Source organism: Nostoc linckia z4 (assembly GCF_002608075.1).
Taxonomy (GTDB): Bacteria; Cyanobacteriota; Cyanobacteriia; order Cyanobacteriales; family Nostocaceae; genus Nostoc; species Nostoc linckia.
The window spans coordinates 13,980-31,740 of record NZ_LAHA01000042.1; the positions used below are offsets into that span (position 1 = coordinate 13,980).

At 41.0% G+C, this 17,761-nt stretch carries 3 protein-coding genes; all 3 read right to left on the reverse strand.

Annotation, left to right across the window (positions count from 1 at the left end; genetic code table 11):
* Positions 1–10 precede the first annotated feature (10 nt).
* Positions 11–5,815 carry a trifunctional serine/threonine-protein kinase/ATP-binding protein/sensor histidine kinase gene (locus tag VF06_RS26485; RefSeq protein WP_099069807.1) on the reverse strand — a complete coding sequence of 1,935 codons (5,805 nt, stop codon included), beginning with the start codon at positions 5,813–5,815 and terminating at the stop codon, positions 11–13.
* A 75-nt stretch (positions 5,816–5,890) separates the two neighbouring features.
* Entirely contained in the window at positions 5,891–11,680 is a 5,790-nt protein-coding gene (locus tag VF06_RS26490) for a trifunctional serine/threonine-protein kinase/ATP-binding protein/sensor histidine kinase (RefSeq protein ID WP_099069808.1), read from the reverse strand.
* 73 nt (positions 11,681–11,753) lie between these two features.
* Positions 11,754–17,669 (reverse strand): trifunctional serine/threonine-protein kinase/ATP-binding protein/sensor histidine kinase, encoded by a 5,916-nt coding sequence (locus tag VF06_RS26495; protein WP_099069809.1) that lies wholly within the window; start codon positions 17,667–17,669, stop codon positions 11,754–11,756.
* Positions 17,670–17,761: the final 92 nt, after the last annotated feature.

Here is a 17,761-nt window from a genome sequence, read left to right on the forward strand (position 1 = left end):
CGTCTTTTTGCTATGACACAGGAATTTCAATAATAAATTCTGTACCTTCACCTAAAACAGAGTTGCAACTCAATTTACCGCCATGTTTTTCTTCGACAATTTGTCGAGCGATCGCCAACCCCAACCCCGTACCTTTTCCCACAGATTTCGTAGTAAATAAATGGTCAAATATTTTCTGTTTAACTGATTCACTCATTCCTTTACCATTATCAGCAATGGTAATTTTAACGAGATTATCTGCCATTGAAGTGGTAATTGTAATGCGGTTGGGATTAACTTTAATATCTTCAAAACTCCGCCCAATATTCGACTCTTCTAATGCGTCAATGGCATTTGCCAGAATATTCATAAATACTTGATTTAGTTGCCCAGGGAAACATTCTATTTGAGGGAAATTGCCATAGTTTGTGACAACTTCAATCGCCAGACGTTCAGGGTTAGCTTTCAGACGATGCTTGAGAATTAAAATCGTACTATCGATACCTTCGTGGATTTTGAATAGCACTTTATAATCTTTATCGGCACGAGAGAAAGTGCGAAGACTAGTGCTAATATTTTTGAGCCTGTCGCACGCCAAAGTCATAGAATCAATTACTTTAGATAAGTCTTCTATACTATATTCCAAATCAATCTCTGCGGCATGGTCTTCGATTTCTTCACTCTTGTTTGGGAAAGTTTCTTGATATAACTTCAGGTGTTCGGTAATATCAGCAATGGTGGGTTTAGTTTGTTGAAGACTGGCAGAAATAAAACCTAAAGGATTATTCATTTCGTGAGCGACACCAGCAACTAAGTTACCCAAAGCAGACATTTTCTCACTTTGGATGATTTGTAATTGTGCTTGTTGCAAGCCAAGTTCTGCAATTTTGCGATCGCTAATATCCAAAAACAATCCATCCCAAACCAATGAGCCATCAGCACGCTGTTCAACTCTGGATTCACCGTGAAGCCATTTGACGATTCCTGACGGAGTGACGATTCGTCCTTCCCAGCACCAGGAAGATCGAGCTTGAACGGTGTCAGTGTAAGTTTGCAGGTAAGAAGCCAGATCATCTGGATGTATCATTTTGTCGAGAAAATCGGGATCGACAGCAGCTTGTTCTGGGGTGATTTCGTAAAAATTGTAACAGTCGGCACTGATGTAGTTTAATGAGAGAATGCCATCAGCACTCATCTGGTATTGACAAACGACTCCAGGCACGTTGTCTACCAGATTGTGGAAGCGAGACTGGGACGCATTCAACTCCGATAGCGATTCTAAGGAACGTTCGTAAAGTTGGGCGTTTTCCAAGGAAATTGCGGCTTGAGCGCAAAGTAAGTTGAGAAGTTCGACGCGTTCGCTTGTAAATGCCCCCATTGCTAAATTATTTTCGAGATATAAAATGCCCAGTAATTTGCCTTGATGCAAAATCGGGCTGCATAAGATACTTTTCGGCTGCTGACGCATGATATAAGGATCGTTGGCTAGAGTCGGATCGGCACTCGCATCCAGTAGCACAACAGTCTGCTTGTCATGTTTGACTTTGTAAATCAGTCTGTGGGGAATGTCTTGACTATCTTCAATGGGGAGACGCTGCAACACAACTGGCTTTGAACCTGTGGTAATTGAGCCTTTGATTAACAGGCGCTCCTCTCGCAACAGCATAAACACGCATTTATCAGATCCTGCATTTTCAATTACGATCTCAAGCAACGATGAAAGCAGTTTTTCTAGTTCGATTTCGCCAGAGATAGTTTGAGAAGCTTTGAGAATGGCTTTTAAATCTAGGATATCTGAGACACTACTGCTAGAAGTTGCAGAACTAGTGGAGGTGACACTCCCCAAGGCAAAGATGGTTTCGTAGTTGGAGAAGGGAGAACGGGTTTGCTGTAATATGGCAGCCAGCAGTTGCGGGTAGCGTTTTTCTAAGTCGGCGACTTTGGCTTTTGCACCCCAGCGGGCATAACAATAATAGGCTTCCTGCATATAAGTTACAGCAAATTTTTCTTTGCCCCAGTCAAGACAGAATTTAGCGGCGAGTTCGTTAGCTAAGGCTTCTTCTTGGATGTATTCGTTGGCTTTGGCTCCTGCTATGGCGCGATCGTAATGTTCAATGGCTTCAGTTTTGTTACCCAAGATTTGATGTCTCTGAGCTTCTACTAAGTCATACTTATGCAAGAAGTTTGTGGGAGCGCAATCTGCCCAGTGCTGCATTTTTGCTTGATTTTCCAAGACACGAACCCAGATTTTCTGTTTTTCCTCCACATCTGTTAATTCAGAATATCTAGCTAATTGAGTTAATGTATCATACCAATAAAAAACAGGAACCCAGATCATTCCTGGAACTCCGTCTAAATATTGCTCGGCTATGGCTGCAATTTTCTGGGCTTGGGCAACCTCTCCAAATAAGTAACTTAGCATGAGTTTTTGAATATATAGAAAAGCCAAGGCAGTTCGATCGTTAGATTGTTTGAGCCTGGGTATTTCTAAATTTTCACTAAAAAAATCACCTTCCAAAAACTGGGGATTTTCTACTTTAATAACTAAATTTATGACAGTTTGTTGAAGGCTGTTGATGTTTTGTAGGCAAGATTTCTGTTTCAGCTTGGCAAGAACTTCACCATACATTGACATTTCTCGTTCGAGTTCAAATAGTTCTTTGCCATAATGATAGGAATAACTGAAATAATTCATGATACAGTGGGAAGCATTTTGAATGTCACCGCTTTCTAAACCACTTTGATACCCTTCTACAAAAAGCTGAGTTGATATTCTGAGGGATTTTTTCCAAAACTGAACTCCAGCGCAAGCTACATTGATTGTTTGAGCTTTACTGTCTTTGACTTTGACATCTTCTAATAGCCCTAAAGCTAACTCACTAAATTGATATCCCAGATCGATATTGTTGGCGACTGCACACAAAAGTAGCCCGTATTTAGTATAAGCAGAGGCAGACTCAGAGGTGTTTCCGTACTCTAGGGATAAATTAACTTGCTTTAAGACAATCAACGGTAATAATTTAGGACTTGAGAGATAAGTGGCTGCAAACATTGTTGACAGAATCTGCATCGTTACCAGCTTATACGGATCTGTCATCTCTGGTAAATCGATTAGGCTTAAGGTATCTCTGTTGTCTAGAATTAATAAGGTTTCTTTGAATGCTTGCTCAATTTCAGAATTGTCTGGTTCTAGGGAAAATCTCTCTCCTAAAAGTTCGAGAACATCAAGAGCTAGTTTGACACCATCAAGCAACTTATTCTGAGCTTGAAATTTTTGGATTTTTAGATCGTAGGATTTGATTTTGTCGAGAAGCGGATTGTCTTGTTGCAATACCACTTCAGTCAACAAATCCGTCTGTTCAAAATCGCCACAGAGATATGTAGCTTCTGCGGCTGTTTCATACAGTGCTAATGCTAAAGGATATTGATGTTGCCAACAGTTTTTCTCTAGTAATTCGATCCCGAAAAGAGCATACTCCGCTCCAGCAGTATAAGCTGTAGAAATGTTTGCCTTTTGTCCAGCAGCTAAATTTAACCTAGCTAACTCCGGTTTCTCTGTTGAATGAAGTAACTCAACACCTAGATTTAAATGACCTACAATGTCAAATAGACGTTCTTCTTGTTCGCTCTGAGAATTTCCTTGCAACAAAAGTTGCCCAATTTTTAAATGTGTTGCTTGTTTTTGGTTATCGGGAATTAAAGAGTAAGCCGCTTGCTGGACGCGATCGTGTAAAAATCTGTAAGCGCAGTTAAAGGTATTGTGTTCGGGAACTTCTGAACTTAGTGTGGAGGGTTGATAAAATTTGTAGACCTCACTAATTGGTAGAATTAATCCTTCTTGCAGTGCCTTCCACAAATCCACCCCAAGCTCGGAGAGCGAGCGTTCAGAGACAATCGCCAAGGTTTCTAAATCAAATTGTGCGCCAATACAGGCAGCAAGTTTGAGGACATTTTGAGTTCGAGCGGGCAATTTTTGCAATTGCATTGCCATGAACTGTACGACATCATCAGTGAGCACGAGTGTCTTCACTACTGCAATATCGCACTGCCACCCCCCTTCTCTTCCCCCCTTGCTCAGGGGGGACTGAGGGGGGTCAAAAGTAATGTATCCTTCCTCATGCAAAGCTTTGAGAAATTGGGTGGCAAAGAAGGGGTTGCCTTTGGTTTTTTGATAGACTAACTCTGTCAGTGGTAGTGCTGTTATTTGCGAACAACTGAGGGTGTCGGCTATCAAATCATTCAGATGGGTTTGGCTCAAAGGATTGAGAGTCAGGGTATTGACGATCGCTGAGACTTTTTCAATCTCCTCTAGCATCAGCATCAGGGGATGTGCTTTTGAAACTTCGTTATCTCGATAAGCTCCAATGATGAACAGATAGCCGACCTCGCTTTGACTCATCAACACCTGTATTAAGTTGAGTGAAGCTGAATCTGCCCACTGCAAGTCATCGAGAAACATTACTAAAGGATGCTGCTGTGTCGCGAACAAGGCTATGAATTTGCCAAATAACAAGTTGAAGCGGTTTAAAGCTGCACTACCGCTAAGTTCTGGGGCTGCTGGCTGTTTGCCGATAATTTGCTCTAGTTCGGGAATGACATCGATTAAAACTTGCCCATTTTCACCTAAAGCCGACAAGATTTTCTCTTTCCACCGCAACAATTGAGTATCGCTTTCACTCAATAGTTGTGACATCAAGTCGCGCAATGCTTGGACAAAAGCACTCAAAGGAATGTTGCGCTTGAACTGGTCGTATTTGCCTTTGATGAAGTAGCCGCGTTGCCGCACAATCGGTTTATGAACTTCGTTGACAACGGCGGTTTTGCCAATTCCCGAAAACCCTGCAACCAGCATCATTTCTGTTGCGCCAAGGCTAACTCTTTCAAATGCTTGGAGGAGAGTTTGAACCTCCATGTCTCTGCCATAGAGTTTATCAGGGATCGTGAAGCGATCGCACACATCCCTACTGCCAATTTCAAAACTCTCAATCTTACCCGAAACTAGTAGTTGATGCAGACATTTTTCTAAATCAAATTTCAACCCCAATACACTCTGATATCTTTCTTCGACATTTTTCGCCATCAATTTCATGACGATATCATCTAGGACTTGGGGAATTTCTTTTTCGGATTTGCTCGTCAATTGTTCGGGAAGTTTGGCAATATGAGAATGTACCAACTCCATTGGGTCGTTAGCTTTAAAGGGTAATTCTCCCGTGAGTAATTCATAAAAAGTAACTCCTAATGAATAAAAATCCGTGCGATAGTCAATCCCCCGATTCATTCTGCCTGTTTGTTCTGGGGAAATATAAGCTAGTGTCCCTTCTAAGATATTAGGATTTACTAGTGTTTGAGTTTCTCTTGGTAGTAAAGATGCAATACTAAAGTCAATTAATTTAACTTGTCTGGTTTCGGGATTAATTAATATATTGCTGGGTTTGATATCTTTATGAATAATCCGCTCGTTGTAAAGTAAATTTAAGGTGTCGCAGAGGGCGATCGCAATTTCTAAAAACTCCTGTAGAGATTGGAGATTTCCCCTAACTCTCCATTCCTTGAGAGAAATCCCGCCGAAATCTTCCATGACCAACATATAGCCATTGTGGTACGGTTCTAGGCTATAAGTTTGGACAATTAGAGGTGAATTCAGATTTTTGGCAATGGTATACTGATTGCGAAATTGTACTAGTTCAGAGAAGCTGGGATAAGGATTTTTTAGCAGTTTGATTGCTACAGGTTTTCCATCTTTTCGATGACCTCGATAAACCACGGTTCTTGAACCGTTGTAAATTTCTTGGGTAACGTTATATCCGGGAATTCTCACAAAAGTGGCTACCATACTGCGTTATAAGTAATGATTTACAGAGATAGTGTTCCCAGATATCTAAAGTTATTTATGAATCCGAACAAAAATTTACAACGGAATTTCAATAATAAATTCTGTACCTTCACCCAAAATAGAGTTGCAATACAATTTTCCACCATGTTTTTCTACAACAATTTGCCGAGCGATCGCCAACCCCAACCCCGTACCTTTACCCACACATTTCGTAGTAAATAAATGGTCAAATATTTTTGATTTGACTGATTCACTCATCCCTTTGCCATTATCAGCAATGGCAATTTTCACGAGATTATTTTCGATTGAAGTTGTAATGTTAATTTGGTTGGGATTAGCTTGGATGTCCTGAAGATTGCGTCCGGTATTCGATTCATCTAAAGCATCAATACCATTAGCCAAAATATTCATAAACACCTGATTTAATTGCCCAGGGAAGCATTCAACTGGCGGTAAATTGCCGTAGTTTGTAACAACTTCAATCGCAGGACGTAGTTCGTTAGCTTTCAGACGATGTTTGAGGATGAGAATAGTGCTATCAATACCTTCGTGGATATTAAACAAGACTTTGTAATCGCGATCGGCACGAGAGAAAGTTCTCAAACTGGTGCTGATATTTTTCAACCTGTCGCACGCCATCGTCATGGAATCAAGCATTTTGGGCAAGTCTTCTAAGGTATAATCCAGGTCAATTGATTCTGCATGGTCTTCGATTTCTTCACTCTTATTTGGGAAAGCTTCTTGATATAATTTCAGGTGTTCAACAATATCGGCAATGGTGGGTTTAGTTTGTTGAAGACTGGCAGCAATAAAACCTAAAGGATTATTCATTTCGTGAGCGACACCAGCAACTAAGTTACCCAAAGCAGACATTTTCTCACTTTGGATCATTTGTAATTGTGCTTGTTGCAAGGCAAGTTCCGCGACTTTGCGATCGCTAATATCCAAAAACAATCCATCCCAAACCAATGAGCCATCAGCACGCTGTTCAATTCTCGATTCGCCGTGAATCCACTTGACAATACCTGATGGAGTGACAATTCGCCCCTCCCAATGCCAGGGAGATAAAGTTTGAACGGTGTCAGTGCTTGATTGCTGGTAAGAAACTATATCGTCAGGATGTACCATTTTTTCAAAAAACTTCGGTTCGGCAACGGCTTGCTCTGGCGAAATTTCGTACAAGCTGTAACAGTCAGCACTAATGTAGTTTAACGATAGGATTCCATCAGCACTCAGAGAGTATTGAAAAACCACCCCAGGAACATTATCTACAAGTTTTTCAAACCGAGAGTTACTCGCACTCAATTCAGCAAAGGAGCGCTCTAATTCTTGGGCATTTTCTAAGGAATGTTCGTAAAGTCGGGCATTTTCCAAGGAAATTGCGGCTTGAGCGCAAAGTAAGTTGAGAAGTTCGATGCGTTCGCTTGTAAATGCTCCCGTTGCTAAATTATTTTCTAGATACAAAATACCCATCAACTTACATTGATGCAAAATCGGGCTACACAAGATACTTTTCGGCTGCTGACGCATGATGTATGGGTCGTTGGCTAGAGTCGGATCGGCAGTTGCATCCAGTAGCACAACAGTTTGCTTGTCATGCAAGACTTTGTAAATCAGCTTGTGGGGAACGTCCTGGCTATCTTCAATGGGAATACGCTGCAAGACAACTGGCTTTGAACCTGTGGTAATTAACCCTTTGATTAACAGGCGCTCCTCTCGCAACAGCATAAACACGCATTTATCAGCCCCCGCATTTTCAATGACGATCTCAAGTAACGATGAAAGCAGTTTTTCAAATTCGATTTCACCTGAGATAGTATGAGAAGCTTTGAGAATGGCAGCTAAATCTAAAGCAACAAATACATTACTACTATGGGAAGTGCTGGAACTGATGGATGTAACATTTGCCAATGAGAAGATTGTTTCGCTAGTAGAGAAGGGAGTATGGATTTGCTGGAGGATAGGGGCTAGCAGTTGCGGATAGTGTCTTTCCAGATCGGCAATTTTGGCTTTTGCTCCCCATTTTGCGTAACAATAGTAAGCTTCTTGTATATAGCCTGCGGCGAATTTTTCTTTGCCCCACTCCAGGTAGAATTTAGCGGCCAGTTCGTTAGCAAGTGCTTGTTCTTGGAGGTAGCCATTGACTTCAGCTAGAGTTATAGCGCGATCGAACAGTTCAATTGCTTCTGTTTTCTGTCCTGATAAAACGCTTAAAACTGCATTCACGAGATCGTACTTATGAGCAAAGTTTTCCGGACAACTAGCTGCCCATAGACTTAGTTGCCCTTGGTTTGATTTAACTTTTTGGATGTAACTATTATCTAAACCTAGAGAATGAGTCCGGCAGTATTCAGCTATAGCAATAGATTGATAGAAATTGATCGCTGCAACCTGATATTTTCCAGTAATTGTACCAACGAGGTCTTCAGCCCCCTGAGCCGATGCCAATGCTTCTTCATAGCGCCCGTAAAAACAGAGAATTTTAGTTTTTAGGAGCAAATAGTGGCAAATTGCATAATCGCTGTTGTTTATCCTACACGCTTCAAGATGCTGCTGCTCAGTCGGTAAATCCTCAGCAGAACTAGCTGTAAGTTCAGCAAGGGCAATGTTTAATCCAGAGAGCACATCCACAGGAAGCTGATAGTTAAGTTTCTTGACACAAAATTCTAAATATTCAGGAAGATTTTGCTGAATTTCTAATAGGTTTTCCCCTGCATAAAATGGAATGAGCAGCTTGTACATCAAAAGATTACCTGAGAAAACCATCTCCCCAGACTGTAGCCCAGCCACTAATCCTCGATCGAAAATAGGCCCTGAGTAACGCAAGGGACGCACCCAGGAAAGCAGATTATTCCCCAGCATATAGCAAGCTTTACATAAATTATCTGCTTGCTTAAATCGGTTGGCTAAACTTTCTGCAAGTACTCCAAATTCATAGCCAGATTGATAGTTGCTTTGATAATATCCGAGATACATTCCATAGGCGGAAAATCCGTTTCCTGATTCAGCGATTACGCCAAAATTGAGAGATACTGAAACCATCGATAACGCGACGACAAAGTATAGCTCTCCCTTTTGGAGAACATAAACGGGTACGATTAAATTATTCAATATTTTGATAATCAGGCGTTTTTCTGGATCGGTGGCTTCTGGTTCATCAACGAGCTGCTCTATTGTGCGATCGCCTAATTTCAATTGAATCTCACGTTGGTAAGATTCAAGTTTCTCTGGTAAATCTATTTGTGATAAATCAAAATTCAAGCAAGACAATGCCTTTTGTCCATACTGAAGTGCTTGGAGGTACTGGCCTTGCAATGTAAACATCAAAATCGCTAGGTTAAAGGCTTCAGCTCTTTCAATTTTTTGTCTTGCAAAGCGAGAAATCGCTTCAATAATGGCTAGAGAAGATTGAAAATCCCCAGACAAATACTTAACTTCTGCGAGATTGAAATAAACATCTAAGGACTTTTCATAGCATTGCTGCCAACTATCTGGAGGTAACAAGCTTTGAGCTACCGTAAAGTAGTTAACAGCAACCCCATAGGCAGTAGACTCTTTAGCCTTTCTCCCGGCAATAGAGTTTAGCTCTAAAAGTTCTGAACGTTCTTCCTGGCTTTGATGAAATACCAAGCCTTCATTTAAGTGATTGACGATCGCAAAAATTTTACTGCCTTGTTCTTCTGGCGAAACATTAGCAAGCAGAAGTTTGCCAATTTGGAAGTGAGTTGCTTGTTTCAAAGTCTCAGGAATGAGAGAGTAAGCGGCTTGCTGTACTCGGTCGTGGAGAAACAGATAACTAACAGTAATGTTATCAACCGCTTCCACATCATGCCCCTTTCCTTGGAAAAACTTGTAGGTTGAGTTTTCTGGAATAACTAACCCGTCTTGAAGCGATCGCCACAAGTCTGCTGCTACACTATCTTGAGTAGCTTCACAGACTACTGCTAATGTTTCTAAATCAAATCGATTACCAATGCACGCCGCTAGCTTTAATACTTGCTGTGTTGCTTCTGGTAGCCTCTGCAATCGTCGGATCGTAAATTCCACAACATCATCCGTCAAAGCCAACTGTGTCACTTGGGTTAAGTCACACTGCCAATAGCCGGAGGAACGATTGAAAAAAATACATTCTTCCTCGTGCAGTCCGTACAAAAACTGAATGGTGAAAAATGGATTTCCCTGAGTTTTTTGGTAGACCAAGTGCGAAAGCGGCGCTGCGATATTATTTGCACACTGCAATGTATCGGCAACTAAACAAGTAATATCTAATTCATTCAAAGCAGCCAACATGAGAGTATTGAGATTGACACCTTGTTTTCTAATCTCATTCAGGGTTAGCATCAACGGGTGGGCTGGAAAAACTTCATTATCCCGATAAGCTCCAAGTACGAGTAGATAGCCTGTTTCTGACTCGCTCATCAACAATTTCAAAAGGTTCAAAGAAGCGGAATCTGCCCACTGTAAATCATCGAGGAAGATCGCTAAGGGATGTTCTTTTTTGGTAAATACCTGAATAAATTTGCCAAAGAGCAGATTAAATCGATTCTGAGATGCACTACCAACTAGCTCAACGATTGGAGGTTGGGAACCAATGATGTATTCTAGTTCGGGAATGACTTCAATTAGAACTTGTCCGTTTTCACCAACAGTAGCAAGGATTTGCTCTTTCCAGCGAGCTAGTTCTATATCGGATGCGCTCAGGATTTGTCCCATCAAGCTGCGAAAAGCTTGGACAAAGGCTGAAAACGGAATGTTGCGATTGAACTGGTCGTACTTTCCTTTGATGAAATAGCCGCACTGACGGGTGATGGGTTTGTGGACTTCATTCACCACCGCAGTTTTGCCAATACCGGAGAAACCAGCCACCAGCATCAGTTCTGAACTGCCGCTAGCAACACGCTCGAAGGCTTTCAGTAAAGACTGAACTTCATTTTCCCGTCCGTAGAGTTTATCGGGGATAATAAAGCGATCGCACACATCATGCTGTGCAATTTCAAAGCTTTCAATCTTACCCGAAACTTGCAACTGAGTTAAACAATTTTCTAAATCAAACTTCAGTCCTAATGCACTCTGATATCTCTCTTCAGCATTCTTCGCCATCAATTTACTGACAATTTTTGATAGTACAGATGAAATTTCTGGATTAATTTCGTGTACTAATGGTGCGATTTTTGCCAGATGAGAATGTACCAACTCCATTGGATTGTTGGACGAAAAAGGTAACTCTCCAGTGAGTAATTCGTAGAAAGTTACACCCAGGGAATAAAAATCTGTACGATAGTCAATTCCACGATTCATTCTGCCTGTTTGTTCGGGGGAAATGTAAGCAAGTGTTCCTTCTAAAACATTAGGATTGACGAGGGTTTGGGTTTCTCTTGGTAATAAAGATGCAATACTAAAGTCGATTAATTTAACTTGTTTGGTTTCGGGATTAATTAATATATTGCTGGGTTTAATATCTTTATGAATAATGCGCTCTTGGTAGAGTAAATTTAAGGTGTCGCAAAGGGCGATCGCTATTTCTAAAAACTCTTGTAGAGAAGCTATATTTAGCGTATGGTGAGAGGTGAAATAATCTGTCAGAGAAATTCCCCCAAAGTCTTCCATGACCAAAATATAGCCATTTTGGTAGGGTTCTAGGCTATAAGTTTGGACGATTAGAGGTGAGTGGAGATTTTTCGCAATGACATACTGATTGCGAAACGACAAGAGTTCGCTGAAATTGGGATAAGGATTTTTCAGCAGTTTGATTGCTACTCTTAAGGAGTCAGTTTCTCGAACTGCTCGATAAACCACGGTTCGAGAACCGTTGTAGATTTCTGCGGTAATGTTATATCCGGGAATTCTCACAAGAGTGGCTACCATACTGCTGAAGAAGTGATGATTTACTGATATAGTGTTCCCAGATATGTCAAGTGATTTACATCACAGTAAAAATTTACACTGGAATCTCAATAATAAATTCTGTACCTTCACCCAAAACAGAGTTGCAATACAATTTTCCGCCGTGGGTTTCTTCAACAATTTGTCGGGCGATCGCCAACCCCAATCCAGTACCTTTACCAACAGCTTTTGTAGTAAATAAATGGTCAAATATTTTCTGTTTAACTGATTCACTCATTCCTTTACCATTATCAGCAATGGTAATTTTAACGAGATTATTTGCCACTGAAGTGGTAATTGTAATGCGGTTGGGATTAGCTTTAATTTCTTCAAAACTGCGTCCGTTATTTGATTCTTCTAAAGCTTCGATGGCATTAGCCAAAATATTCATGAACACTTGATTTAATTGACCGGAAAAACATTCTATTTGCGGTAAATTTCCATATTCAGTAATAACTTCAATCACTGGACGGTGTTCGCTAGCTTTGAGGCGGTGTTTTAAAATTAAAATTGTGCTATCAATGCCTTGATGGATATTAAATGGCACTTTGTAATCGCGATCGGCACGAGAAAAAGTGCGGAGGCTGGTGCTGATATTTTTCAGTCTTTCGCAAGCGATTGTCATGGAATCAAGCATTTTAGGCAAGTCTTCTAGGCTATAATCCAAATCAATTTCTGATTCGTGTTCAAGAATTTCATCGTTCTTATTGGGAAAACTTTCTTGATAGAGTTTTAAGTGTTCAAGAATATCAGCGAAAGTGGGTTTAGCTTGTTTGAGACTAGCGGCGATAAAACCCAAAGGATTGTTCATTTCATGAGCCACACCAGCAACTAAGTTACCCAAAGCAGACATTTTTTCACTTTGGATGATTTGTAATTGAGCTTGTTGTAAGTCTTGTACTGCTTGTTGTAATAAGAGAGATTTTTGTTCCAAAGCAAGTTCAGCAATTTTGCGATCGCTAATATCGAAAAACAATCCATCCCAAATGAATGAACCATCAGCCAGTTGTTTGGTTCGCGATTCTCCGTAAATCCACTTGACAATGCCGGATGGAGTGACTATTCGCCCTTCCCAATGCCAAGGAGCAGAGTTTTGAACGGTGTCAATATAGGCTTGTTGGTAGGAAGGCATATCATCTGGATGTACCATTTTGTCGAAAAAATAGGCATCGGCAGCGGCTTGTTCTGGGGTAATTTCGTAGAAATTGTAACAATCGGCACTGATGTAGTTTAAGGATAGGATGCCATCAGGACTCATGATAAATTGGTAGACCACTCCAGGCACATTGTCTACAAGTCTTTCAAAGCGAGAGTTACTTGCACTCAATTCGGTAAACGATCGCTCTAGCTGTTGGGCATATTCCTGAGAACGTTCATACAATCGGGCATTTTCTAGAGAAATGGCGGCTTGGGCGCAAAGTAAATTCAATAGTTCGACGCGATCGCTTGTAAACGCCCCCTTTGTTAAATTATTTTCCAGATATAAAACACCCATCAATTTCCCTTGACGCAAAATCGGGCTACACAAGATACTTTTCGGCTGCTGACGTATGATGTATGGGTCGCTGGCTAAGGTGTGATCTGCTGTTGCATCCAGCAGCACAACAGTCTGCTGGTTGTGCAAGACTTTGTAAATCAGCTTGTGGGGAATATCCTGGCTATCTTCAATGGGAAGACGCTGCAAGACGACAGGCTTTAACTCTCCAGTAATCGATCCTTTGATTAACAGGCGATTGTCCAGCATCAGCATGAACACGCATTTATCAGCCCCCGCATTTTCTATGGCAATGGAAAGCAACGATGAAAGCAGTTTTTCTAGTTCGATTTCGCCAGAAATAGCTTGAGAAGCTTTGAGAATAGCTTTTAAATCTAGGGTATCTGAGACACTACTGCTAGAAGTTGCAGAACTGTTGGATGTGACACTCCCCAAGGCAAAGACGGTTTCGTTGACCGAGAGGGCGGCGCGGGTTTGCTGTAATATCGCAGCCAGCAGTTGCGGGTAGCGTTTTTCTAAGTCGGTGACTTTGGCTTTTGCACCCCAACGAGCATAACCATAGTAAGCTTCAGTCAGGTATTCCTTAGCTATGCGTTGTTTGCCCCACTCCAGGTAAAACTTTGCTGCCAGTTCGTTGGCTAAAGCTTCTTCGTTGATGAACTGATGTTCTTTAGCAAGACTTATGGCTTGGTCATAACATTCACTGGCTGCGGCTTTTTCACCCAAAACTCGATGACGTTCAGCCTCCACTAGATACCATTTATGCAAATGATTCATCGGTGCATTTTGCGCCGATTGATAAAGAGCAGTTTGATGAGTTACGGCAACAGCAAGCAGCTTGGCTTGTTCTGCATCTGGTTGGGTGGGGAAGAGTGCTAGATGAGTTAGCGCAGCATAAAAATGGAAAATAGGAATAAAAAACATTCCCGATACTGCCATCAAATAAGACTTGCCTTGGATGATGTAGTCCAGGGCGGCTTGATAATTGCCAAAATAGTAAGCAAGCAGGAGTTTGTAGGTGTAAACAATGGCGATCGCTGTGAAATCGTTATCCTGGTGGTGCTTTGGCAGCATTACCGTTTCATCGTAGATATTGCCCATTAAGCAATCTGGTTGGCTCACCGTTTCTCTCAAATGCTCCACCGTTTGCAACACCATATCCGAATAAATATGCGCGGATTCTTGTTTCATCTGAGCTAGGACAGCATTGTAAGCAGTTAATTCAGATGACAACGCCTCCACCTCTACACCTGCGAAAAGCCCATTACAGGCGTAACCTGCTACGTTGTAGCCAGCGTAGAGAAAATCGCCTGTTTCTATGCCAGTGGTGTAGCCATCTTTGAGCGTCGGTAGCGTTGCCAAGAGTCCTTGCTGGTGATGTTGGATGAAAGACCCAAACAAGTTGAGAGTCACGGACTTCATGGACTGAGCATTCAACCCTTCCAGCAACAAGAGTGCTAATCTACCAAACTTGTAGCCTGTTTCGACTTCGCCCAAAAAGGCACACAATATCATGCCATGAAGCCCATATCCTGCCGTCGAGGCGGGGGCATTGCCAAACTCAAGCGACAACCTCACCATCGTCGCGCCCAACAGGGGCAGTAAACCTGGCATTCCCAGCAACATCGGTGCAAACAACACTCCTAATAGTTGCATCGCGGCTTCGGCGGTGCGATCGCTCATTTTGGGTAAATTAACTAGGGCAGATGGATTGTTGCTGCCCTCAAGGCTTGCAAGGTCTTCTAGCGCTTTGCTGATTTGGGCTTCATCTGGTGTACTGGGGAGATCCACCCCTAATTGACTCAGTGCATTTCTTCCCACTGCGATCGCTTCTAATATTTGGCTTGCAGCCATTTGGGCTGCAATTTGAATTTCGTAGATTTTCACTTTGTCGAAAATTGTCTGCGCTTGCTGCAATACTAATGCGGCTAGCTGTTCCATGCCCTCCAAGTCACCATTCAAATAAGCAACTTCCGCAGCCGTAACATACAGATTCAGAGTCAATTCATATTGATGTTGCCAGCAGTTTGTCTGGAGTAGCTTTATCCCCGTTTGCAAATAAACTCTTGCTGCGGTGTAAGCTGTAGAATTTCTCGCTTTCACTCCAGCTTGCAAATTCAGTTTAGCTAATGCTTCGCGTTCCCTTGATTGACTAATTAACTCAATTCCTAAATTCAAATGCCCTACAATATCGAACAGTTTTTCTTCTTGTTCTAACTCGGATAAATTTTCTAGGAGTAACTGTCCGATTTTGAAATGAGTTGCTGTTTTTTGGTCATCGGGAATCAGAGAATAAGCAGCTTGTTGGACGCGATCGTGTATAAATTTGTAAGAAACTGTCATTTGTCCTTGGTCAGCGGTCATTTGTTCGCTTTTATCTAATGACAAATGACCACTCGCCCTGAGCGGAGCCGTTCGACGAAGTTGTTCCCGAAGGGTAGGGATGACTAATGACTCTTGTTGATAAAATTTATAAACATCACCAATCGGTACAATCAATCCTGATTGTAATGCTTTCCATAAAGCAGCTGCCGTCTCAATTTGGGATTGTTCGGAAATAATTGCCAAAGTTGCTAAATTAAATGAGTTACCAATACAAGCAGCTAACGGCAATACATCTTGAGTTGATGGCGGGAGTTTTCGCAACTGAAAACTCATAAAATTTACCACATCATCTGTAACCGCTTGCGTTGTTACTTGGGCAATATCGCATTGCCAACAGCTTAATTCCACATCAAATTTAATTAGTCCATCTTGATGTAGCGCTTTAAAAAATTGCGTGACAAAAAATGGATTTCCCTGAGTTTTTTGATAGAGCAATGTAGAAAGATTCAATGCCAAATTTTCTGGACATTTGAGTGTATCAGCAACTAATTTATTTACTTTTACTTGACTTAGCGATTCTAAAATAATTGTATTAATTATTGCTTGATTTTTCTGAATTTCACTCAAAGTTAGCATTAATGGATGTGCTGGCTGCACTTCGTTATCGCGGTACGCACCAATGATGAAAAGATGACCTGTATCAGCCATTAATAACTGGATTAATTTCAGCGATGCCGAATCTGCCCATTGCAAATCATCTAAAAAAATTACTAAGGGATGCTCTGCACTGGTAAAGACTTTAGTAAAATTTTGAAATAGTAAATTAAAGCGATTTTGTGCCGCCGTTCCTGATAATTCCACTGCGGATGGTTGTTCGCCAATAATTCTTGATAATTCGGGAATGACTTCAATAATGACTTGCCCATTTTCGCCAACAGCTTCTAAAATTTTATTTTTCCATTGTTCTAGTTGGACATCGCTTTCGGTTAATAATTGCTCCATTAAATCCCGGAATGCTTGCACAAAGGCACTGAAGGGAATATTGCGTTGAAATTGGTCAAATTTACCTTTAATAAAATAGCCGCGTTGTCTGACAATTGGTTTATGCACTTCGTTGATAACTGCTGTTTTACCAATTCCTGAAAACCCAGCAACGAGCATCATTTCTGTTGCCCCATTACTGACTCTATCAAATGCTTGCAGGAGAGTTTGAACCTCTATGTCTCTACCATAGAGTTTATCAGGAATGATGAAGCGATCGCACACATCCCTAGTGGCAATTTCAAAGCTTTCAAGGGAAGCCGTTTCTCTTAGCTGTTGTAAACAATTCTCTAAGTCAAATTTTAATCCCAACGCACTCTGATACCTATCTTCAGCATTTTTGGCCATTAATTTGCTGATAATTTCTGAGATTACCGAAGGAATTTCTGAATTAATTTGGTGTACTAATTTCGCTGTTTTAGCAATATGAGAATGTATCAATTCCATTGGGTCATTTGATGCAAAAGGTAACTCGCCTGTGAATAATTCGTAGAACGTTACACCTAGTGAATAAAAGTCTGTGCGATAGTCTATTCCCCGATTCATTCTCCCTGTTTGTTCTGGGGATATGTAACTAAGAGTTCCTTCTAAGACATTGGGATTGACTAGCGTTTGTGTTTCTCGTGGTAATAAAGATGCAATACTAAAGTCGATTAATTTAACTTGTTTTGTTTTGGGATTAATTAATATATTGCTGGGTTTGATATCTTTATGAATAATCCGTTCTTGATAGAGTATATTTAAGGTATTGCACAGAGCTATGGCAATTTCTAAAAAATCCACTAAAGATTGTCCACTTTGTCTAACTCTCCATTCTTTAAGAGAAATTCCCCCAAAATCTTCCATCACCAGCACGTAACCATTTTCATAAGCTTCGAGACTATAGGTTTGGACAATTAAAGGTGAATTGAGATTTTTAGTTATGGTGTACTGATTGCGAAACGACAAAAGTTCGCTGAAACTGGGATAAGGATTTTTCAGCAGTTTAATCACTACCGATAAACAGTCACTTTCTCGATACCCTCGATAAACTATGGTTCTGGAACCATTGTAAAGTTGTTCGCTCAAACTATATCCGGGAATACTCGCAATAACTAGATTATTGACCATACTGTTTTTTGGTAATTTGTGAATTTATTGTTCCCAAATCAGTAATTGCGATCGCTAAATGAAAAATTTCTTATAAATCCTGTCAGGTAAAT

Bases quoted from the DNA above. Each gene is read 5' to 3' on its own strand.
- VF06_RS26485 (WP_099069807.1), bottom strand. From the start codon at position 5,815: ATGGTAGCCACTTTTGTGAGAATTCCCGGATATAACGTTACCCAAGAA.
- VF06_RS26490 (WP_099069808.1), bottom strand. From the start codon at position 11,680: ATGGTAGCCACTCTTGTGAGAATTCCCGGATATAACATTACCGCAGAA.
- VF06_RS26495 (WP_099069809.1), bottom strand. From the start codon at position 17,669: ATGGTCAATAATCTAGTTATTGCGAGTATTCCCGGATATAGTTTGAGC.